Origin of the sequence: Nocardioides sp. CCNWLW216, from assembly GCF_037120545.1 — a bacterium.
Classification (GTDB): Bacteria; Actinomycetota; Actinomycetes; order Propionibacteriales; family Nocardioidaceae; genus Nocardioides; species Nocardioides lianchengensis.
In genome coordinates this window covers 263,268-283,985 of sequence record NZ_JBBBBJ010000005.1, presented here as the reverse complement: position 1 = coordinate 283,985, position 20,718 = coordinate 263,268, and the positions used below count along the sequence as shown (strand labels likewise).

Annotated in this window: 20 protein-coding genes; 12 read left to right on the top strand and 8 right to left on the bottom strand. The window is 73.1% G+C overall.

Annotated features, from left to right (window positions below):
• Window positions 1–83: 83 nt before the first annotated feature.
• From V7S47_RS14015 to V7S47_RS14005, 3 genes are all read right to left on the bottom strand, one after another.
• Window positions 84–650 carry a TetR/AcrR family transcriptional regulator gene (locus V7S47_RS14015; RefSeq protein WP_336562119.1) on the bottom strand — a complete coding sequence of 189 codons (567 nt, stop codon included), beginning with the start codon at window positions 648–650 and terminating at the stop codon, window positions 84–86.
• A complete protein-coding gene (locus V7S47_RS14010; RefSeq protein ID WP_336562118.1) occupies window positions 643–1,476 on the bottom strand; it encodes an alpha/beta fold hydrolase in 834 nt (277 codons plus the stop codon). Before V7S47_RS14010 ends, V7S47_RS14015 begins: the two co-directional genes overlap by 8 nt.
• A 129-nt stretch (window positions 1,477–1,605) precedes the next feature.
• The gene (locus V7S47_RS14005; RefSeq protein ID WP_336562117.1) at window positions 1,606–6,687 is read right to left on the bottom strand and encodes a glycoside hydrolase family 3 N-terminal domain-containing protein; all 5,082 of its coding nucleotides are present in this window, start codon (window positions 6,685–6,687) and stop codon (window positions 1,606–1,608) included.
• 137 nt (window positions 6,688–6,824) lie between these two features.
• On the opposite strand from V7S47_RS14005, the gene V7S47_RS14000 reads away from it, so the two are divergent.
• The 4 genes from V7S47_RS14000 (at window position 6,825) to V7S47_RS13985 (ending at window position 9,557) form a co-directional block, all read left to right on the top strand.
• Window positions 6,825–8,021, top strand: a complete 1,197-nt coding sequence (locus V7S47_RS14000) for an ROK family transcriptional regulator (protein WP_090860544.1) — start codon at window positions 6,825–6,827, stop codon at window positions 8,019–8,021.
• A gap of 67 nt (window positions 8,022–8,088) precedes the next feature.
• Entirely contained in the window at window positions 8,089–8,721 is a 633-nt protein-coding gene (locus V7S47_RS13995; RefSeq protein ID WP_211753168.1) for a response regulator transcription factor, read from the top strand.
• Window positions 8,722–8,762: 41 nt separating this feature from the next.
• Window positions 8,763–9,242 carry a hypothetical protein gene (locus tag V7S47_RS13990; protein ID WP_139175806.1) on the top strand — a complete coding sequence of 160 codons (480 nt, stop codon included), beginning with the start codon at window positions 8,763–8,765 and terminating at the stop codon, window positions 9,240–9,242.
• A gap of 48 nt (window positions 9,243–9,290) precedes the next feature.
• Window positions 9,291–9,557 carry a hypothetical protein gene (locus V7S47_RS13985; protein WP_090860546.1) on the top strand — a complete coding sequence of 89 codons (267 nt, stop codon included), beginning with the start codon at window positions 9,291–9,293 and terminating at the stop codon, window positions 9,555–9,557.
• On the opposite strand, the gene V7S47_RS13980 is transcribed toward V7S47_RS13985, so the two are convergent.
• Window positions 9,548–9,850: a hypothetical protein gene (locus V7S47_RS13980; RefSeq protein WP_090860547.1), complete on the bottom strand. Its 303-nt coding sequence runs from the start codon at window positions 9,848–9,850 to the stop codon at window positions 9,548–9,550. The two genes, V7S47_RS13985 and V7S47_RS13980, sit on opposite strands and share 10 nt — an antisense overlap.
• The gene (gene pgm, locus V7S47_RS13975; protein ID WP_336562116.1) at window positions 9,847–11,490 is read right to left on the bottom strand and encodes a phosphoglucomutase (alpha-D-glucose-1,6-bisphosphate-dependent); all 1,644 of its coding nucleotides are present in this window, start codon (window positions 11,488–11,490) and stop codon (window positions 9,847–9,849) included. The genes V7S47_RS13980 and pgm overlap by 4 nt, the downstream gene beginning before the upstream one ends.
• A 135-nt stretch (window positions 11,491–11,625) precedes the next feature.
• On the opposite strand from pgm, the gene V7S47_RS13970 reads away from it, so the two are divergent.
• The 5 genes from V7S47_RS13970 to V7S47_RS13950 all read left to right on the top strand — a co-directional run bounded on the left by V7S47_RS13970 (window position 11,626) and on the right by V7S47_RS13950 (window position 15,856).
• Window positions 11,626–12,291, top strand: coding sequence for a GntR family transcriptional regulator (locus V7S47_RS13970; protein WP_336562115.1), 666 nt, complete (start codon window positions 11,626–11,628; stop codon window positions 12,289–12,291).
• Window positions 12,292–12,299: 8 nt separating this feature from the next.
• Window positions 12,300–13,331: a 1-aminocyclopropane-1-carboxylate deaminase gene (locus tag V7S47_RS13965; protein ID WP_336562114.1), complete on the top strand. Its 1,032-nt coding sequence runs from the start codon at window positions 12,300–12,302 to the stop codon at window positions 13,329–13,331.
• A 76-nt stretch (window positions 13,332–13,407) separates the two neighbouring features.
• A complete protein-coding gene (locus V7S47_RS13960; RefSeq protein WP_336562113.1) occupies window positions 13,408–15,039 on the top strand; it encodes a hypothetical protein in 1,632 nt (543 codons plus the stop codon).
• A 4-nt stretch (window positions 15,040–15,043) separates the two neighbouring features.
• The gene (locus V7S47_RS13955; RefSeq protein ID WP_336562112.1) at window positions 15,044–15,385 is read left to right on the top strand and encodes a DUF2200 domain-containing protein; all 342 of its coding nucleotides are present in this window, start codon (window positions 15,044–15,046) and stop codon (window positions 15,383–15,385) included.
• A 102-nt stretch (window positions 15,386–15,487) separates the two neighbouring features.
• Window positions 15,488–15,856 (top strand): hypothetical protein, encoded by a 369-nt coding sequence (locus tag V7S47_RS13950; RefSeq protein WP_336562111.1) that lies wholly within the window; start codon window positions 15,488–15,490, stop codon window positions 15,854–15,856.
• Between the two features lie 117 nt (window positions 15,857–15,973).
• Here the strand turns inward: V7S47_RS13950 and V7S47_RS13945 are convergent, their stop codons facing one another.
• Entirely contained in the window at window positions 15,974–16,789 is an 816-nt protein-coding gene (locus tag V7S47_RS13945) for a MerR family transcriptional regulator (RefSeq protein WP_336562109.1), read from the bottom strand.
• 80 nt (window positions 16,790–16,869) lie between these two features.
• Here V7S47_RS13945 and V7S47_RS13940 point away from each other — a divergent pair, with 80 nt between their 5' ends.
• The 3 genes from V7S47_RS13940 to V7S47_RS13930 are packed head-to-tail and all read left to right on the top strand — an operon-like array spanning window position 16,870 to window position 19,073.
• Window positions 16,870–17,244 (top strand): nuclear transport factor 2 family protein, encoded by a 375-nt coding sequence (locus V7S47_RS13940; protein ID WP_336562108.1) that lies wholly within the window; start codon window positions 16,870–16,872, stop codon window positions 17,242–17,244.
• The gene (locus tag V7S47_RS13935; protein ID WP_336562107.1) at window positions 17,241–18,245 is read left to right on the top strand and encodes an alpha/beta hydrolase; all 1,005 of its coding nucleotides are present in this window, start codon (window positions 17,241–17,243) and stop codon (window positions 18,243–18,245) included. The genes V7S47_RS13940 and V7S47_RS13935 overlap by 4 nt, the downstream gene beginning before the upstream one ends.
• Before the next feature lie 42 nt (window positions 18,246–18,287).
• Window positions 18,288–19,073, top strand: a complete 786-nt coding sequence (locus V7S47_RS13930) for an SDR family oxidoreductase (protein ID WP_336562106.1) — start codon at window positions 18,288–18,290, stop codon at window positions 19,071–19,073.
• Between the two features lie 289 nt (window positions 19,074–19,362).
• Here the strand turns inward: V7S47_RS13930 and V7S47_RS13925 are convergent, their stop codons facing one another.
• Entirely contained in the window at window positions 19,363–20,172 is an 810-nt protein-coding gene (locus tag V7S47_RS13925) for an NAD(P)H-binding protein (RefSeq protein WP_336562105.1), read from the bottom strand.
• Between the two features lie 174 nt (window positions 20,173–20,346).
• On the bottom strand, window positions 20,347–20,685 hold the full coding sequence (locus tag V7S47_RS13920; protein ID WP_336562104.1) for a DUF1801 domain-containing protein: 339 nt from the start codon (window positions 20,683–20,685) through the stop codon (window positions 20,347–20,349).
• Window positions 20,686–20,718: the final 33 nt, after the last annotated feature.

Here is a 20,718-nt window from a genome sequence, read left to right as displayed (position 1 = left end):
CCCGCAGCCGACAGGTGACGGTGGTCGGGGTCGTCTCCCGGGTACGGCGTTGCGCGACCTGCTCGACCACTGGGAGCCGTCAGTCAGTCCGTCCGGCGCAGGCCGCGGTCCACGAAGTCGACCAGCCAGGCGAAGCTCTCGTCGACGTCGGTGTCCAGCTGGAACCCGCCGGCCGCCTCGAGCACGGCGAAGCCGTGGGTCAGGCTGCGGAGCAGCCGGAGCGCGTGGATGGTGTCCGTCGGGTCGACCGGGTAGCCCTCCAGCACGGCCGCGAGCGAGGTCAGGACGCGCTTCCCGGCCGCGTCCATCGGGTCGTCCGGGCCCTGGGGCTCCAGGCGGACCGTGGCGGCGTACCGGCCGGGGTGCTCAAGCACGTAGCGCCGGATCGTCCGGGCCGCCGCCTCCAGGGCGTCTCGGCCGGCGCGGCCCTGCAGGGCGTCGCGGAGGTCGTCCCCCACCTCGGTGAGGGCGAGGACGGCGATCCGGCGGACCAGGTCGGCCTGGCCGGCGACGTGCTTGTAGAGCGAGGGCGGCCGGACGCCGAGGCGCTCGGCGAGCAGGCCCATGGTGACGTTCGGGAGCCCGACCTCGTCGGCGAGACCGGCCGCGGCGGAGACCACGACCGCCGGGTCGAGGCCGGCCCTAGGCACGGGCGTGCGCCTGCAGGAAGGGGAGGACCAGTGCGACCGTCTCGTCCGGGAACTGGGTGTGCGGGTAGTGCCCCGCCCCCTCGATCATCTCGAGCGTGCCCAGGCCCGCGGGCATCGCCGCGACGACGGCCTCACCCTCGGCGCGGGGGTCGGCCCAGTCGGGGTCGAGCGTGCCCTGGACGACGAGCGCGGGGCACGCGATGCGGCCCAGCTGCTCGCCGGCGTCGGTCGGCGCGGTCCGGCCCATCCGCTGCAGGGCCTTCATCCGGCCGGGCTCGGCCAGCAGGGCCGCGCTGCGCGCGAGCTGGTCCTCCCAGTCGGCCGGCTTGCGCCCCGGGAACGCGCCGTCGAGGTAGCGGTGCCACCAGGTCGTGCTGCCCAGCACGGCCATCATCCCTAGTCGGGTCATCCCGGAGCGGAACGGCTTCGAGCGCAGGTCGCCCAGGCGGACCGACTGCTCGCGGGTGAACGGGCCGAGCTCGACGATCCCGGCGACCAGCTCAGGCGCCAGGGCGGCGGCGACGGTCACGGCGCCGCCGGAGATCGAGTGCCCGACCAGCACGGCCGGGCCGCCCAGGTGGCGGACCAGCGCGAGCAGGTCGCCCGCGATGTCGGTGCGGGTGTACGACGGCCACGTCGCGCTGGACTCCCCACAGCCGCGGAGGTCGACCGCGGCGACGCGGTAGCCCGCGGCCACCAGCTGCGGCACCACGAAGCGGTACGACGCCCGGTCGTCGCCCATGCCGTGGGCCAGCACGACCAGCCGCCCGCTGCCCGTGACGTCGTACGCGAGGGTGCCGCCGTCGACGGCGAGGTGCTCGGTCATGTCGTTCTCCTCGTGGCTAATGTTGTTAGCCCAAAGCTAACGACGTTAGCCACAACGTGTCAAGCCCCGGACGTGACGACGCCGCCCCCCGGTGGGCGGGGAGCGGCGTCGTCGTTCTGGGAGGTGCGGCTAGCGCACCCGGACCGTCACCTTCCTCGCGCTCGCGCCGGTGAGGACGCGGGCCGCGGAGCCGGTGGGGTCGTAGGAGACGGCGAGCCGGTAGCTCCCCTTCCTCCGGGCGGGCAGCCGCACGGTCACGACGCCCTTGTCGGAGCGGTCGAGGGTGACCCGCAGGACCTTGCCGGCGTAGCGCAGCGTCACGCGGCCGGTCGCCCGGTCGATCGCGCTGCTGCTCACCCGGACCCGGACCTTGGGCCGGGTCCCCGGCCGCACCCGCTTCGGCGTGACCGAGACCGAGACCGTCGGGACGGCCTTGCGGACCGCGGCCGTGGCGGCCGAGGTGGCCGTCCCGGCCAGGTAGCCGGCCTTGGTCGCGGTCACCCGCACCCGCAGCCGGTGCCCGACGTCCGCCGCCCCCAGCAGGTACGACGCCGAGGTCGCCCCCGGGACCACGCTGCCGTCCCGCAGCCAGCGGTACGACGCCGTCGTCCCCGCCACCGACCAGGTGCCTGCGGTCGCGACCAGCCGGCCACCGGCGACGGCGCTGCCGCGCACGGTCGGCGCCGAGGTCGAGGTGATCGCGTCCGGCTCGGCGACCGGCTCCACGCCGGCCACCTCGCCGAGCAGGTCGACCGCGTCCGCGGCCTTCCCCGACCAGAGCAGGTGCTCCGCGTCGGCGATCCCGCGCTGGGCCTGGGCCCCGGCGGTGCCGGCGACGACCGCCGCCTGGGCCACGTCCCGGGCCAGCGACCCCACGACCGCCGCCTGCGGCAGCACGGCGTCGTCCCGACCGCCGAGCTCGGCGGCCAGGTCGGTCAGCAGCGGCCAGGCGCGGTCTGCGTCGCCGATCGCCCCGGCCGTCCAGACCGGCGCGTCGAGCAGCGCCTGCGCCGCGCTCGCGGCGGTCCCGGTCAGCGACGCGCGCAGCGTCGTCAGCCGGGCCCGCGGACCGTCGGTGCGCAGGCCCCACCCGTAGGCGTAGGCCGGGTCGTACGACGCGTCGCCCACGTTGACCGGGACCTGCTCGGCCGAGGCCGGCCAGGTCATCGGCAGCTGGCCGGTGAACGGCTCGTCGCCGAGCAGGACGTCGGCCACGCCGGCGCCCTCGCTGCCCGGCAGGAACGACGCCACCACGGCGTCGGCCGAGGCCGCCGCACCGGTCAGCACCTGCGGTCGTCCGGAGACCACCACGACGGTGCACTCCATCGCGCCGCAGACCGTCTCGATCGCCGCCCGGTCGGCGTTCGACAGCGCGAGCGACTTGCCGTTGTTGCCGACGTCGCCCTGGCCCTCGGCGTACGGCGTCTCGCCGACCACGACCAGGCCCGCGTCGTACCCGGTCGTCGGCTCGGTGGCCGTCTTCGAGTAGGTGACGTCGAGACCGGGCGCGGACTGCTGCAGGCCCTCGAGGATGGTCGTCCCGGTGGTCATGCCCTTCCCGGAGCCGCCCTGCCAGGAGATGCTCCAGCCGCCCATCTGGTTGCCCAGGTCGTCGGCGTTGGAGCCGGCGACGTAGAGCTTGCCGGTCCTGGCGAGCGGCAGCGCGCCGGTGTTGCGGAGCAGCACCTGCGACTCGGCCGCGGCCTTCCGGGCGATCGCCCGGTGCGCCTCGCCGCCGAACGCCTCGCGCTGCGAGGCGTCGGTGAACGGCTGCTCGAAGAGCCCGAGGTCGAACTTCTCGGTCAGGATCCGGCTGACGGCGTCGTCGACCCGCGCACCGGTGATGTCACCGGCGTCGACCCCGGCGACCACGGCGTTGATGAAGGCCCCGAAGTTGTACGGCGCCATCGCCATGTCGAGACCGGAGTTGACCGACCGCTCCACCTTGTCGGCGTAGGTGCCGCCCGGCAGCTTGTCGATGCCCTCCCAGTCGCTGATGAGGAACCCGTCGTACCCGAGCTCGTCCTTGAGCAGGTCGGTGTTAAGCACGGTGTTCTCGTGCATCCGCACCACCGGGCCGCCGTCGACCGAGACGCCGGAGTACGACGGCATGATCGTGCCCGCGCCCGCCTCGATGGCCGGCTCGTACGGCGTGACGTACAGCTCGCGGAACTGCTCGAGCGAGGTCACGTTCGTGACGCCCTGGTCGATCGGGTAGCCGTTGCCGACCTTGGTCGGGTCGTACGACGTGCCGCCGTCACCGGCCCAGTGCTTGGCCGAGGCCAGCACCTCGTCGGCGGCGGTGATGTCGGTCGGGTCGTCGCCCTGGAGGCCGACGACGGCCGACCGGGAGAACGCCCGCACGAGCGCGGGGTCCTCGCCGAGCGACTCGTAGGTGCGGCCCCAGCGCTCGTCGCGGCTGACGCACAGGCAGGGCGAGAAGGCCCAGTTGACGCCGGTGGTGCGGGTCTCCGAGGCAGTGGCCCGGGCGATCCGCTCCACCAGGGCGGGGTCGCGGGTCGCGCCCAGCCCGATGTTGTGCGGGAAGATCGTCGCGTCCTTGACGTTGCTGTGCCCGTGCACGGCGTCCGCGCCGTACACCAGCGGCACCTGCAGGGGCGTCGAGAGGGCCTGGCGCTGGAAGCCGTCGATCATGGCGGCCCAGGCCTCGGGCGTGTTGGCCTTCGGGGTCGACCCGCCGCCGGACAGCACCGAGCCGAGGCCCAGTTCGGCGATCTGGTCGGGGCTGGTCAGCCCGAGCCGCTCGGCCTGGGCCATCTGGCCCGCCTTCTCCTGGATGCTCATCCGGCCCAGCAGGTCGGCGACGCGCTGCGGGGTGGGCAGCGCCGCGTCGAGGTAGGGCAGGTCGTGGGCGTTGAGGACGACCCGGGTCCGGGTCTCGGGCAGGGTCACCCCCGAGGCGGTGAGCTCGATCGGTACGTCGAGCGCCTCCGACCCGCCCGCGCGGGCCTGGGTCTCGACCTGCAGGGGCTGCGTCGCTCCGGACTCGGTGCCGACCGGGAAGGTCAGCGTGCCCGAGTCCGCGGTGTAGTCGGTCCCCGCGACGGCCGTGCCGCCGCCCGTGGCCCAGTCGACCTCGACGGCCTCGGTGGTCGGCTCGCCCGTGGTGGTCGTCAGGGCGACGTCGACGGTGGCGGTCTGGCCCGCGTCGACGAGGGTGACGTCCTGGGTCGGGGCGACCGACGCGGTGCCGGCGGTGGCCGGCGTGCCGTAGAGCTCGACGTCGTCGAGGGCCCAGCGGACCGCCGTCGGCGTACCGACGGCGAAGGTGACCGCGAAGCCCCAGGCGCTGGTCAGGTCCAGGGTGCCGTTCTTGGTCTCGGCGTTGCCGGGCTGGTAGGCGCTCGGGGTGAACGACGAGAACGGAAGCTCGACCAGCTTCCAGCGGCTGGTGGAGGAGCCCCAGTTGTCCTTGAACGTCGCGCGCCACAGCTCGGAGTGCTCGCCGTCGGGGCCGCCGTCCTTGACCTCGACGGGGATGTCGGCGCCCGCCGTGGGCGAGGCCGGGTTGCTGGCCTGCGAGGCGTACCACCAGAAGCGGATGCCGCGGAAGCTGCTCCAGTCCTGGGAGTCGACCAGGTTCTTGGAGAACCCGCCGTAGCTGCCGGTCGGGATCTCGTAGGTCCCGGACAGCACGTCGTTGTCGACGACGGCGCCGCGCTCCTGCGGCTCCTGGCCGATGGTGACGGTCGTGTCCTCGCTGCCCTTCCAGATGAAGTAGCCGACCGGGGCGTCGGTGGAGATCTGCACCGGCGTCTCGTAGTCGTCGACCAGGACCGCCCGCTCGTAGAGCGCGAAGTCGTCGAAGCGCCACGCGCCCTGGCCGAGCCCGGTCAGGGTGACGGCGAAGCCGGTCGAGGCGTTCGGCGTGAACCGGGCGTCGGAGGCGTGGTTGCCCTTCAGGCGGAGGTCGGTGAAGAGCACCTTCACCCGGCGCCAGCCGGTCGAGTCGTCGGTGACGTCCTGGTCGAACATCCGGCCGTCGCTCTTCAGCTCGTAGCTCAGCCGCTTGCCCGAGCCGGTGCCGAGGAACCAGAAGCTGAAGCCGTCGTACGCGCTCCAGTCCGTGGCGGGGGTGTCGTTCGTGAAGCCGAACCAGTCGCCGGCGGCCGGCGTACCGCCCACGGTGGCCACGAGCGCGTCGTTGCCGGCAGGGGACCCGGGGACGTCGCCGTCGGGGGCGGTGGTGAGGACGGGCTTCACCGCGTCCGTGATGCCCCAGGTGGTGAAGCCGGCGGGGACGCCGTCCTCGAAGTCGTGGACCACGTTCGCGCTGCCCGTCTCGGGCAGCGCACCGGTCGGCGTGATGGTCACCGTCGTGGACGTGCGAGCACCGGGGTCGATGCCCGCGCTGGGCTCGCTGAGTGCGAGGTCGACGGTCCGCCGCGGCGCGAGTGCGCCCCGGCTGAAGGTCTCGACCTCGACCGCCTCCTCGGTGTCCCCGGGCGCGAACGTCACGACCTCGTCGACGGCCGTGTAGTCGGTGCCGGCGACGCCGGTCCCGCCGCCGGTGCGGACCCGGACGGTCTGCTCGGTCTCGGACGGGTTGGACAGGCGCACCGGGACGGTGGCGGGCTCTCCCGCCGCCACCGTCGTCGGGGCTCCGAGGCCGACCAGCGGGCGGGCGAAGGTGCCGCGCACCGCGAGGGTGTAGAGCGAGTAGCCGTAGTAGTGCAGCGTCGGCGCCTCCCAGGTGGCGGCAGCCCGCTTCTTCATGGCGATGCGCACGTACCGGGCGGTCGTGGGGGTGTCGAGGGTGATGACGTCGGCACCGCCGTCCCCGGTGGTCGTCGAGTACGCCGTGGTCCAGCTGGCCGGGTCCTCGGGGTCCTCGGTCGCGAGCTGGACGTCGTAGGCGACGGCGTACGACGCCTCCCAGGCCAGGTCGACCGAGGAGACCGTGGCCGCACGGCCCAGGTCGGAGGTCAGGTCGGCCAGGAAGACCGCGGCGCCGTCGTCCGGGCCGTTGCCGCTGGCCCAGCGGGTGGTGGGGTTGCCGTCGATGGCGTTGGCCGCCGGGAAGGTGCCGTCCCGGTCGTCCTGGGACGCGGAGGCGGTGGCCGTGCCCAGCTGGGCCAGGTCGGGATCGGCCGCGGAGGCCGGCGCGGAGGGCAGCGCTGTTACGAGCGCCGCGGTGGTGACGAGGGCGAGCGACGCCGCAGTCGCTCGCCGTCGGGTGTGGAGGTTCATGAGCAGTGATGTCTTCTTTCGCTCAACTGGCAGAGAACTGCGAACAGGTGACGAGCGTCACGCCCGGATTAGACCACCGCCGGATCAATTCGCACCACACCCCCTCCGACACCGGATGATCTGGCACATTTCTGCCTGTGAACGGAGAAAATAGGAGTCGCGGCGCGGGCCGGCGTCAGGTCCTGGCCGCGCTCGGTGACCACGGCCCGGCGAGCCGCGTCGACCTCGGCCGCCGTACGGGGCTCTCCTCGTCGGCCATCTCCGCGGTGAGCCAGGACCTGATCGCGGAGGGCCTGGTCCGCGAGCGGCCGGCCGCGGTCGCCGAGGGGCAGGAGCGGCGGGGTCGCGGGCGGCCGGCGTACCTGCTGAGCCTGGTCCCGCCCGCCGGGATCGTCGCCGGTGTCGACATCGGCAACACCCACGTCCGGGTGGCGGTGGCGGCCGTCGGGGCCGCGGTGCTGGCCGAGCGGGCCGCCACCCTGGGGGGCGCCGACCGACCGGAGGACACGATCCGGCGCGCGGCCGAGCTGACCCGGGAGGTGGTGACCGCGGCCGGCCGGCGTCTCGACGAGCTGCGGCTCGCGGTGGTCGGCGTGCCGGTGCCGCTCGAGGAGAGCTCGGGCCGCGTGGCGGACAACAACATCCTGCCGCTGTGGGTGGGCCGACGACCCGGCGCCGAGCTCGGCGAGCTCCTGGGCGTGCAGGTGGTCGTCGACAACGACGCCAACCTGGGGGCGCTCGGCGAGCAGCGGCACGGCGTGGACGCCGCCTCGCCGCAGGGGTCGCTCGTCTACCTGAAGCTGGCCACCGGGATCGGAGCAGGCCTGGTGCTCGACGGCCGGCTCTTCCGCGGCGCGGGCGGCACCGCCGGCGAGATCGGGCACGTCCAGGTCGATCCCTCCGGGGTGCTGTGCCGATGCGGCTCGCGCGGCTGCCTGGAGACCGTCGTCTCGCTGCCCCGGCTGCTGGGCAGCCTGGCGCCCGTCACGCGCGACGACCTGGACGCCGACGGGCTCGGCGACCTGGTCCGCGACGGGCACCCCGGCGCCGTACGGGTCGTCGCCGACGCCGGACGCCGGATCGGCGAGGTGCTGGCCAGCCTGGTGACCGTGCTCAATCCGGGCGCCCTGGTGGTCGGTGGCCACGTCGGTCCGCTCAACGCCCTGCTCGCCGAGCACGTCCGGGCCGCGGTCGAGCACGGGGCGCAGCCCGCGGCCGCGGCGCGGGTCGTGGTGCGGGCGTCGGTCCTGGACGACCGGGCCGAGGTGCTGGGGGCGCTCGCCCACGCGAGCGACGTGCTGGTCGCGGAGCAGCGGGCCCGCGTCGCGCTCTGAGTCTCACGCGTCACCTCACCCGAACGGCTAGTTGAAGCCTGACCTGCGGGTTTGGCACCATCTGAGCGTGGACGCCGCACCGGTTCGCATCGCGATCGTCAGCCCGCAGCGGGTGGTGGTCGCCGGCCTGCGCTCGATCCTGGAGGACTGCGACCACCCCAGCGAGATCGTCCCCCTCGACTCCGACGGCCCGGATCCCGACGTCGTGCTCTACGACGTCCTGGGTCTGCTCGACGGTGACGGGACCGACCTGGAGATCGTGCTCGGGAAGACCGCCTCGGCGGTGCTCGCCGTGTCGCGCGAGCTCCGGCCGGACCTGGTGGCGCAGGCGCTGAAGCGGGGGGTCGACGGGTTCTTCCCGCTCGGCGCGGCCGAGCCCGAGATCTGCGAGGCGATCCTCTCGACCCAGACCGGGTGGCAGGACGGCGACACCGGCGAGAACCCCGTGGTCGGGTCGAGCGGCTCGGCGGCGTACGCCGAGCAGGTCGGCAGCAGCCAGGGACTCACCTCGCGCGAGCGCGAGATCCTGGCCCTGATCGCCCAGGGCTACTCCAACATCGAGATCGCCGGTGAGATCCACCTCGGCATCAACACCATCAAGACCCACATCCGCGGCGCCTACCGCAAGATCAACGCCAACAACCGCTCCGAGGCCGTGGCCTGGGCGATCCGGCACGGGCTGCCGTCGCAGTTCCGGTAGGGGGATCGGTCCTGTCGGTGCCGCCCGGCACCATGCGGGCCATGACGACGTACGCCGACGAGGAGGCGCGGCTCGCGGCCTACGCCGGGCTGGCGGACCTCGCGGAATGGTCGCCCTGGGCCACGCTGGCCGAGGCCGTCCCCGAGGCTCCCCGGCGGCCGGGCGTCTACCTCCTCCTGGAGCGGAGCACGCGGGTCGTCCGGCACGTCGGTCACGCCGGCGAGCGGGCCGGCAGCGGGTCACCGCAGGGTCTGTACGGCCGGCTGCGCGCCACGATCGCCGGCCACGACCCGGTGACCGGCTTCGCCGAGGCCGCCCTCGATCGGGCCCTGGCCGACCCCGAGTGGGTGGGGGAGCGGCTCGCTGCCGGTCCGGCGCGGGCCCGCGTCTGGGCCGCGGCCGCCGTACGCCGGCTCGAGCTCGACGTCTCCTGGTCGGCCTGTCCCGACCGGGAGGAGGCCCGCTGGCTGGAGTCCCGCGTGGTCGAGCTGATCCGGCCGCACGGCCTCTGGGCGCGGTGACACGGGACTGTCGGTGGCGGCGCCTAGGGTTCAGGGCGTGAAGCAGCGATGAGCAAGATGGACGCCCTGCGGGCGATGCGTGAGGCGCGCTACGCCGAGATGACGGCCCGGGCGTCGGCCCCGGCCGCGTCGCGGCAGACGGCGGCCCGTCCCCCGGTCGCGCCACCGGCGGCGAAGAAGACGGCGACGCCGAAGAAGGCGGCCCCGGTCGAGTCGACCGAGACCACCGAGGCGCTCTGCGGCCACCGCAACATGAGCGGCCGCACCTGCACCCGCGAGCAGGGTCACGCGGCCAAGAGTCACCGCTACTCCTGAGCGGCCTCCGGGACCCACCGCTCGGTGAACTCCTCGGGCGTCAGCTCGGCCAGCTGACGCTCGAGCTCGCTGCGGAGGATCGCGGCGTCCTCCGCGTCGCCCGCGTCGACCCGCACCAGCACCTGCCCGTCGGCGCGGCGCCGGACCACCCACTCCCCGACCGAGGGGCCGTCGAGGGCTCCGACGGTCGCGATGCTGGCGAGTGCCCATACGGCGACCTGCACCCGCCGCAGGCCGATCCGCTCGTGCGGCTCGAGGGCGAGGTCGTAGACCTCGCCGGCCAGGGCGCTCACGAGCCCAGCGCGGCGGAGACCACCGACCGCGCCTCGTCCTGCACCTCCGCGAGGTGCTCGGGCCCGCGGAACGACTCGGCGTAGATCTTGTAGACGTCCTCGGTGCCGGACGGGCGGGCGGCGAACCAGGCCGAGGCCGTGGTGACCTTCAGCCCGCCGATCTTGGCGCCGTTGCCCGGCGCCTCGGTCAGCTTGGCGGTGATCTCCTCGCCGGCCAGCGAGGTGGCCGTGACGTCGGAGGGCGAGAGCGCGGCCAGGGCGGCCTTCTCGGCTCGGGACGCGGGCGCGTCGATGCGCGCGTACGCCGGCTCGCCGTGCCGGTCGACCAGCGCGGCGTAGCGGTCCGACGGCGACGACCCGGTGACCGCGAGGATCTCGGCGGCCAGCAGGCAGAGGATCAGCCCGTCCTTGTCGGTGGTCCACGCCGACCCGTCGCGGCGCAGGAAGGACGCGCCGGCCGACTCCTCGCCGCCGAAGCCGAACGAGCCGTCGAGCAGCCCGGGCACGAACCACTTGAACCCGACGGGCACCTCCACCATCGGCTTGCCGACGGCCGCGGCGACCCGGTCGATCATCGACGACGAGACCAGGGTCTTGCCGATCTGAGCGCCGGCCGGCCAGTCGGGGCGGGCGCCGCCGAAGAGGTACTCGATCGCCACGGCCAGGAAGTGGTTGGGGTTCATCAGTCCGGCGCCGGGCGTGACGATGCCGTGCCGGTCGGCGTCGGCGTCGTTGCCGGTGGCGATGTCGTACGACGCCTTCTGCGCGATCAGCGAGGCCATCGCGTTCGGCGACGAGCAGTCCATCCGGATCTTGCCGTCCCAGTCGAGCGTCATGAACCGCCAGGTCGGGTCGACCAGCGGGTTGACGACGGTCAGGTCGATCCCGTGCCGGTCGGCGATCTCGCCCCAGTAGTGCACCGACGCGCCGCCCATCGGGTCGGCGCCGATCCGCACCCCGGCCGCCTTGACCGCGGCCAGGTCGACCACGGCCGGCAGGTCGTCGACGTAGGTCCCCAAGAAGTCGTACGACGACGCCGCGGCCCGGGCCCGCGTGAACGGCACCCGCCGTACCTCGGCGAGCCCGCCGACGATCAGCTCGTTGGCCCGCTGCGCGATCACCGACGTCGCGTCGCTGTCGGCGGGGCCGCCGTGCGGCGGGTTGTACTTGAAGCCGCCGTCGGTCGGCGGGTTGTGCGAGGGGGTGACCACGATGCCGTCGGCGAGGCTGGGGCCGGAGGTCCGGCCGGCGTTGGCCCGCAGGATCGCGTGCGAGACCGCGGGTGTGGGCGTGTAGCCGTCGCGGGAGTCGACCAGCACCGTGACGTCGTTGGCGACCAGCACCTCGATCGCCGAGGCCCAGGCCGGCTCGGACAGGGCGTGGGTGTCGCGGCCGAGGAAGAGCGGACCGTCGGTGCCCTGCGAGCGGCGGTAGTCGCAGATGGCCTGGGTGGTGGCCAGGATGTGCGCCTCGTTGAACGAGGTCTTCAGCGACGTGCCGCGGTGCCCGCTGGTGCCGAAGGCGACCTGCTGGTCGACGTCCTCGGGATCGGGCACGCCGGTGTAGTACGCCGTGACGAGGTGGGCGACGTCGACGAGGTCGGCGGGCTCGGCGGGCTGTCCTGCGCGGGGGTCGGCCATGCGGGACATCATGCCGCGTGGGGGAAGGGGCGACCTCCACCGAAAGACGACGACCGTCGATCCGTCGGCTGCCGAAGTCGGGGGGAAATGGCAGAGGACGTTGACCGACGGTCGCCGCAGTGTGCAATATATTGCATGCCCATTCCGGCGGACGAATCGTTGATCGAGCGTTCGCTGCTGCGCGACGACGTCTTCCACCGGCTCCGCGACGCCATCGTCGACGGCTCCTTCGAGCCGGGAGAGCAGCTCCGTGACCTGGAGCTCGCCCAGTGGCTGGGCGTGAGCCGGACGCCGGTCCGCGAGGCCCTGCTCCGGCTCGGCGAGGTGGGCCTGGTCGTCGCCCGGCCCGGCCGGTCGACGGTTGTCAGCGACCTCGACGTGGCGGGGGTCCGCGACGCCCGCGAGGTGGTCGCGGGCATGCACGCCGTCGCCGTCCGGCAGGCGGTCGACCGGCTGAGCGAGAACGACCTCGACGAGATGCGCGCCGCCAACGAGCGCTTCGCGACGGCGATCCGGGCCGGCGACCTGGAGGCCGCCCATCGGGCCGACCAGGAGTTGCACGGCGTCCCCCTCCGGGTCGCCGGCAACCGCGCGATCGCCGCGGTCCTGGAGCAGTACACCCCGGTCCTGCGACGCGCCGAGAACCTCCGCTACGCCACCCGTGCCGGGCTGCGCTCGATCGAGGTCCACGACGCCCTCATCGAGCGCTGCGCGGCCGGCGACGCCCTGCAGGCCTCCCTCGTCACTTACGACACCTGGCACACCCTGACCGACGAACCCCGCTCCCGACCCGAAGGCTGAAGCGACCCATGGCTCTCTCCGACTTCCCGCGCCACTCCCTGACCTTCGGGCCCAGCCCCGTGCACCCGCTCGACCGGCTCAGCGCCCACCTCACCCCTGCCGGTGGCGGCCCGCGGATCTGGGCCAAGCGCGAGGACGTCAGCTCCGGGCTGGCCTACGGCGGCAACAAGGTGCGCAAGCTCGAGTACCTCGTCCCCGACGCGCTCGCCTCCGGCGCCGACACCCTGGTCTCGATCGGCGGCTACCAGTCCAACCACACCCGCCAGGTGGCCGCGGTCGCCGCCCATCTCGGGATGAAGGCTGTGCTCGTCCAGGAGAACTGGGTCGACTGGCCCGACGCCGTCAACGACCGGGTCGGCAACATCCTCCTGAGCCGGATCATGGGCGCCGAGGTCCGGCTCGACCCGGCCGGCTTCGGCATCGGCTTCAAGGACTCCTGGAAGCAGGCCCTGGCCGATGTCGAGGCCCGGGGCGGGACGCCGTACGCCATCCCGGCCGGGGCGTCCGACCACCGCCTCGGCGGCCTGGGCTTCGCCAACTGGGCCCACGAGGTCGCGCAGCAGGAGCAGGCGCTCGGCGTCTTCTTCGACACCGTCGTGGTCTGCTCGGTCACCGGCTCCACGCACGCCGGCATGATCGCCGGGTTCGCCGACCTCGAGGCGGCCGGCGGCCGGTCGCGACGGGTCATCGGCATCGACGCCAGCGCCAAGCTCGAGGAGACCCGCGACCAGGTGGAGCGGATCGCCCGTCGTACGGCGGAGCTGATCGGCGTCGGGCGCGAGCTGCGCGACGACGAGATCACCGTCCTCGAGGGTTGGGCCGGCGACCTGTACGGCGTCCCGGTCGACTCGACGCTCGACGCGATCCGCCTGGTCGGCAGCCTGGAGGGCGTCATCCTCGACACGGTCTACGAGGGCAAGTCGATGGCCGGCCTGATCGACCTGGTGCGCGCCGGCGAGATCGGTCCCGGCTCGAACGTCCTCTACGCCCACCTCGGCGGGCAGCCGGCCCTCAACGCCTACAGCGCGCTGTTCCGCTGAGCCCGAGATCCACAGCCGAGCGGCCGGTCGGTGGGAGGATGCCCGGCATGTCGCCGCGCCCGCCGTACGAGCCGCGGTGAGGTATCCACGCACGATCGCCCTGCTCGCGACGGCGGTGCTCTACCTGCTGCTCGGGCCGGTCGTGGTGCTCGTGGTGGTGCTCGCGCTCGCCGTCCCGCGCAGCCGCCGGCGGCTGCTGCCGTGGCTGCGCCCGACCCGCCGGGTGGTCGCCGCCTGGGCCGCGGCGGTGGTCCTGGTGGTGGCGGTCCCGGTGCTCGCGCCCGACGGCTGGTTCCCCATCCCGCCCGGCGGCGGGTCGCTGCTGACCCCGTCGTACGTCGGCCGCGCGGTGAGCGAGCGCCCGATCAGCATGAGCCTGCCGCAGCATCCCGGCCTGGCCCCGAACGGCCGCAGCTCGATGCACAACGACGCCTGGGCCTCCGACGCGTACGCCGGCCCCGGCCCGACCGGTGACTCGCCGGAGGTCGACACCGCCTGGTACGGCCTCGAGGAGTGCGCGACGCTCGCCTTCGACGAGCACGAGCGGATGGTCGCGCTCTGCGGCAACCGCAAGGGGCCGGTGCTGCACGTCCTCGACCCGGACACCATGCGCCCGCTGGTCACCAAGGACCTGCCCGACCGTCGCGGCGGCTCGGGCAAGCGCCCCTGGGAGGACCTGTGCGGCGGGTCGTACTTCTACCTCGACGCCGAGGACCGGGCGGTGCTCGCGACGACCGACCGCCGGGTGCTGGTGGTGGCCACCGACGACGGGACGGGCGACCCGGACCTGACCGTCGACGAGAGCTACGACCTCTCCGGCGTGGTCCCCGACGACGACTGCCTGATCGCGCTGATGCCGGACTGGGAGGGGCGGATCTGGTGGGTCACCGCCGACGGCCTGGTCGGCACCATCACCGACACCGGCGCGTCCGAGGAGCCCGTCGTGCGGACCCTCGACCTCGACGAGGAGGTGGCGAACTCGCTGGCCACCGGCGAGGACGGCGGCGTGTACGTCGTGACCGTCGAGGCGCTCTACAAGCTGGTCGCCGACGACCGCAAGCAGCGGCCGGTGGTGCGGTGGCGGACGCCGTACGACCGGGGGGACGAGCAGAAGCCCGGCCAGCTCAGCCGGGGCAGCGGCACCACGCCGACCCTGCTCCCCGACGGCCTGGTCGCCATCACCGACAACGCCGACGATCGGATGCACGTCCTCTTCCTGCGCGCCGACGACGGGAAGGAGGTCTGCCGCGCGGCGGTCTTCGGGAAGGGCGCGAGCGCCACCGACAACTCGCTGGTCTCGGTCGGCGACGGCGGCGTCGTGGTCGAGAACAACCACGGCTACCACGGCCCGTGGAGCACCCTGCTCGGCTTCGCCACCCAGCCCGGCTTCGCCCGGGTCGACGTCGCGCGGAAGGAGTGCCGCGTCGCCTGGACCTCCGAGGCGACCGGACCCACCTCGGTCGCCAAGGTCTCGCTGCGGACCGGACTCGTCTACGCCTACACCAAGCGACCGAGCCGCTGGGGCGTGAGCGCGTGGTACCTCACCGCCCTCGACGCCCGCACCGGCCGCACCGCCTTCGCCGTCCGCACCGGCCTCGGGTCGATGTTCAACAACCACTACGCCGCGGTGACGCTCGCGCCCGACGGGTCGGCGTACGTCGCCACCCTCGCGGGGCTGGTGCGGGTGCGCGACCGGGTCGGAGAATGAACGCGTGCACCGGATCTTCACGACGAGCGTCGCCTCGGTCTACCCGCACTACGTGACGAAGGTGGAGCGGAAGGGTCGCACGCAGGCCGAGCTCGACCAGGTGATCGGCTGGCTCACCGGCTTCGACGAGGCCGAGCTGCGCCGGCACCTCGACGAGGGCACGACCTTCCAGGACTTCTTCGCCGCAGCCCGCCTCAACCCCGGCGTCGCCCTGATCACCGGGTCGGTCTGCGGCGTGAAGGTCCAGGAGGTCGAGGACCCACTGATGCGGCAGATCCGCTACCTCGACAAGCTGGTCGACGAGCTCGCGAAGGGGCGGCCGATGGAGAAGGTGCTGCGGGGCTAGGGGTTCTGCTTCAGGACCTCATCCGCGCGGCGTCGCGCGGATGAGCGGCATGAGCGGGCGATTGGCAGCGCGACCGGCTGATGATTGCAGGACACTCGTCACATGCTCGACTTCGCCCTTCTGTGCAGCGCCACGAAGGTGGTCGTCATCCGCGGCTCCGGCTACAACCCGAAGAAGCGACGTGAGAATGACCTTCTTGCCGTCGAGACGCACCCGACCGCGATTGACCAGCTCGGCGCCCTACTCTGCGATGTGATGATCTCGGAGGGCGAACCTGTGTACTGGATGGAGATGCCGGTCGTCTCGTTCGCGTTCGTCATTGGTAACGACGTGATCGCGGAGGTAGGGCTGATCTGCGACGGTAGTTACGTCCGTCGCGACGACGTTGGCGACCTGGAGCTCCGTTCGCCGCTTGCCCTATTCGAGTGGTTGACCGCTCGGGGTGTCGCGTGGCGTGGTCATAAGACCTGAACTGCTGCGGTCGTCCTCGCCAATCCCGTCCAGCCAGCTTGCTACTGCGAGTAGCCGCTGCGCCCGTTCATCGGTATGAGCACGCGCCCGGGCGCGGCAGATCCGGGTGAGCCGCCCTCAACGCGGCGTAGTACCAGAGGCCACGCGGAACACCGGCCAGCCGATCTCGGTGCGCCACGCGGTGCTGTCGTCGGTGTCCCGCGGACCGACGAGGTACCGCTCCCGCACGGGTCCCGCCACGGTCAGGGCGTTGGCGACGACCCAGGAGCCGAGCTGGCCGTAGGTCACGTCGGCGCCGTCGTGCTCGCCGTGGTGGGTGGTGACGGCGAGCTCGACGGCGGGCAGGCGGACCGGGCGGACACGTCCGCGCTGGGGCGGCTCGGGGGAGGGTCGATAGAGCAGGAGGCGTCCGTGTCCGTGCTCGAAGAGGCTGTTGTCGTAGAGGCCGCCGGGTGGTCCGGCGTCGGTCGGTGGGCCGAGCGCTGCGTCGAGCTCGGCCATCGCTCCGGCGAACCAGGTGCCGACGTCGTCAGCGCCGACCTCGTCCTCGACGGCGGCGACGGTCACCTCGGGTTCCGCGCGCAGCTCGACCTGCAGCGGCGCCGGCTCCGGCGCCAGCAACCGTCGCAACGAGCTGACCGCCACGCGGGTGCGCGCCAGCTCCGCCTCCAGACGCACGAGGTGCTCGGCGACCAGTGCTGCTCGCTGCTCGGGGTCGGCGGCACCCAGGATCCGTCGTACGTCGACGAGGGGGACGTCGAGCTCGCGCAGCCGGTGGATCACCTGCGCCGTGGGGATCTGGTCGGGCGAGTAGTAGCGGTAGCCGCTGGACGCATCCACCAGCTCGGGCTCGAGCAGACCTCCCTCGTGGTAGCGCCGCAGCGTGCGGATGCTGAGGTGCGTCAAGCGCGAGAACTCACCGATCGCCAACATGGAGTGAAGTCTGGACTCTCCCCCGGGGGGAGACACCAGTCCTTGACCCTCGCGCGGCCCGAGTGCCCAGCCTTGGACACATGGACACCAGCACCCACCCCAGCACCCACCCCAGCACCCACACCGCCCAGCTGCCCACCACGATCCGCACCTACCTGGACGCCCAGGAGTCGCGGAACGCCGACGCCGCTCTGGCCGTGCTGAGCCCCGGAGCCGTCATCTCCGACGTCGGAGAGTCCTTCAGCGGCGAGGACGACCTGCGCCGTTTCGTCACCGAGGCGGGGGCGAAGTTCACCGTCACCACCGAGGTCACCGGCGTACGTCGCGACGGCGAGACCTGGGTGGTCGGCCACCACCTCGAGGGCGACTTCCCGGGCGGGACCGTGGACCTGGACTACCGGTTCGAGCTCGCCGGCGAGCGCATCCAGCGCATCGACATCGTCGTCGCGCCGTGACCGCCGAGGAACCCGACGTCGCGCCGCAGACACCGCCGCCGTTCGACCCGGACCTTGCTCCGGTGGTCGAGGCGCTGGCGAGCCTGCGGGCGCCGGATGCCTACCGTCCCGACACCATCGTCGAGATGCGCGAACCGGTGCCCGGCGTGGAGGCGCCGAGCGACGAGATGCTCTCGCGAGACGGCGCGTACGACGTGGCGGAGCGCACCGTCCCCGGACCGGACGGAGCGCCGGACATCTCGCTCCTGATCTGCCTCCCGAAGGACGCATCCACACCTACGCCGGCGATCTACCACGTGCACGGCGGCGGGATGATCGTCGGGGACAACCGGTTCGGGCTGCCCGAGATGCTGGCCCTGGCCGATCCGCTGGGCATGGCGGTGGTGTCGGTCGAGTACCGGCTCGCGCCGGAGACGCCCCACCCCGGTCCGGTCGAGGACTGCTACGCCGGTCTGGTCTGGACGGCCGCGCACGCCGGTGAGCTCCGCATCGACCCGGACCGGATCGTCGTCGCGGGGGCGAGCGCCGGCGGCGGCCTTGCCGCGGGGTTGACGTTGCTGTCGCGCGACTGCGGCGGCCCGTCGATCGCCGCGGCCCTGCTCCTGGCTCCGATGCTCGACGACCGCAACGACTCGCCCTCCGCACACCAGATGCGGGGCCTCGGCATCTGGGACCGCTCGTCGAACGCGACGGGGTGGAACGCCCTGCTCGGTGACGGGGCCCGCGGGGGAGCGGACGTGTCGCCGTACGCCGCACCTGCGCGCGCCACCGACCTGGCGGGCCTGCCCCCGACCTTCATCGACGTCGGGTCGGCCGAGACGTTCCGGGACGAGGACGTCGCCTATGCGAGCCGCATCTGGCAGGCGGGCGGCCGGGCCGAGCTGCACGTGTGGCCCGGCGGCTTCCACGGGTTCGACGTCGTTGCTCCGCACGCGGCGATCTCGCAGGACGCCATCGCCGCACGTGCGGCCTGGCTCCACCGGCAGCTCGTCCCCGCCTGACCTCCGTTCCGCACCGACATCACGCACGACGAGGAGACACCCATGACGCACGAGAATCGCGACCGCCTCGACGGCCGCCGGGCACTGGTCACCGGCGGTTCGAAGGGCGCCGGCCGGGCCGTGGTCGACCGGCTCCGCGAGTTGGGCGCCGACGTCTGGGCGTCCGCCCGGACCATGCCCACCGGATACGACCGCCCCGACCGATTCATCGAGGCCGACACCTCGACAGCCGAGGGCACGGGGACCGTCGCCGCCCGCGTGGGCAAGCACGGGGCGCTGGACATCCTGGTCCACGTGGTCGGCGGCTCCTCGACGCCGCCCGGTGGGTACGCCGTGATCACCGACGAGCAGTGGCTGGTCGAGCTGAACCTGAACCTCCTCGGGGCGGTGCGGCTCGACCGAGCGCTCCTCCCTGCGATGGTCGAGTCCGGGGCGGGGGTCGTCCTGCACGTCGGATCGATCCAGCGCGAGATGCCCCTCTACGAGGCGTCGCTGCCCTACGCGTCGGCGAAGGCCGCGCTGCGGACCTACAGCAAGGGTCTCGCGAACGAGCTGGCGCCCCGCGGCGTGCGGGTCAACACCATCAGCCCGGGAGGGATCCAGACGGAGGCCTACGAGAGCTTCGTGGACACCATCGCAAACGGCCGCGCCATGACGCGCGACGAGGCCAGGCAGAGCATCTTCGACGCCCTCGGCGGGGTTCCGTTGGGGAGGTTCGCCAGCACCGAGGAGATCGCCGACCTGGTCGGCTTCCTGGTCTCCGATCGAGCTTCGGCCATCGTGGGTGCCGAGTACGTGATCGACGGAGGGACCGTCCCGACCGTCTGAGGGTGGCACCCTCCACACCTCACTGATCAGACCCGGGCGGACCCTTCCGGGACCAGCTCAGCACGAGAGTCGACACGGCGACGACCACCGCCACGACCACCGCCACGACCGCGGCCGCGGCGAAGGTGAGCCAGGCTGTGCGGGAGTGTCGGCGAGGCGACGCGTCCGGGGTGCCCGTGCCGTCAGTGGGGGCGGCTCGGGCGTCGCCGCTGGAGGTCCGCACTGCTCTGTCTCCGCTCACGACGGACCGCATGCCCGCCCTCGTCAGCAGAGTCACGCAGGCATGCGGTCAGAGCCCCTCGGAAGCGAAACCCTCGAGGGACCGGGCCCGTCGTCCAGTCACCTGTTCGACGGTGTCGGTGACCTCGGTGAAGCTGCCCCGACGTACCCGCTCGAAGGTCACCACCGTCAGCTCGCGCTCGAAGCCCTCCAGCCCCTCGACCGCCTCGTCGATCGTGGTCTCGCGGTGGACCACCTCGCGCCCGACGGCGCGCGAGAGCAGCTCGGCGGTGCGGGGGAGCGAGAGCGACTCGGGTCCGGTCAGCTCCAGGACCCGGCCGACGAGGTCGTCGTCGAGCAGCGCCCGCTCGGCGACGGCGGCGATGTCGCGGGCGTCGATCCAGGCCAGCTCGGCCCCGCCGGTCGGGAACGTGAGACTGCCCGCGCGGATCTCGTCGAGGTAGAACCGCGGGTCGGAGAACACCTGCAGGAACCAGCCGGGCCGCAGGATGGTCCAGTCGTGGCCGCTGCCGCGGACCACCTCCTCCGAGCGCACCGACCAGGCGATCTCGTCCGCGTTGCGCTCCGACAGCAGGACCACGCGGGTCCCCGGCGCCAGGTCGGCCAACAGTCGGCCGATCAGCTCGGGTGCGTCCTCACGGTCCGGGCGTACGACGTACACCGCGTCGACGTCGGTCGCCGCCGCCGCCCAGCCGGCCGGGTCGTCCCAGGAGAACGCGACCGGGGTGACGCCGTCGATCGTCACCGTGGTCGGGTCGCTGCTGCCGCCCCACACCTCGACCTCCGGTCGGGCGGCCAGCAGCTCGGCCAGTGGTACGCCGGTCTTGCCGCGGACGCCGGTCACCAGCACGCGGGTCATGTCTCCTCCAGGAGGCTCGGGGGCGGGTCGCTCCCAGCCAAGCAGGCGGGTCCCAGCACGGGGCCGGTGTCCTACTTCCCCTGATCACCGGGAAAGTAGGAACTTCCCGGCCATCGCGTTGCCCGGGAACGTCCTACTTCCCCTGATCACCGGGTAACTAGGACTCCCCCCGGCTCAGCCCCGGTTCCGCGCCACCGCCGCGTGCACGAGCGCGGTGAACGCCGCCTCGTCGAGGGCGTCACCCTCGAACAGGTCGATCGCGCGGCGGGTGCCGGCGTCCAGGCTGGCGTTGAAGAGGCCGGTCGGGTCGTCGAGCGACGCACCCTGGGCGAAGGTGATCTTCACCTTGTCCTGGTAGGTCTCGGCGGTGCAGATCAGGTCGTCGAGGGAGAAGGTCGGGACGCCGTCCGGGTTGGACGCCTTGCGCCACTTGGCCTCCTCGACCGTGGCCGGCTCAGCCGCCAGGATCAGGGTCCGCACCTGCTCGATCGCGTCGCTGCGCCAGTCGCTCATGCGGCGGACCCTACGCGCGTCGGCGCCTGGGTG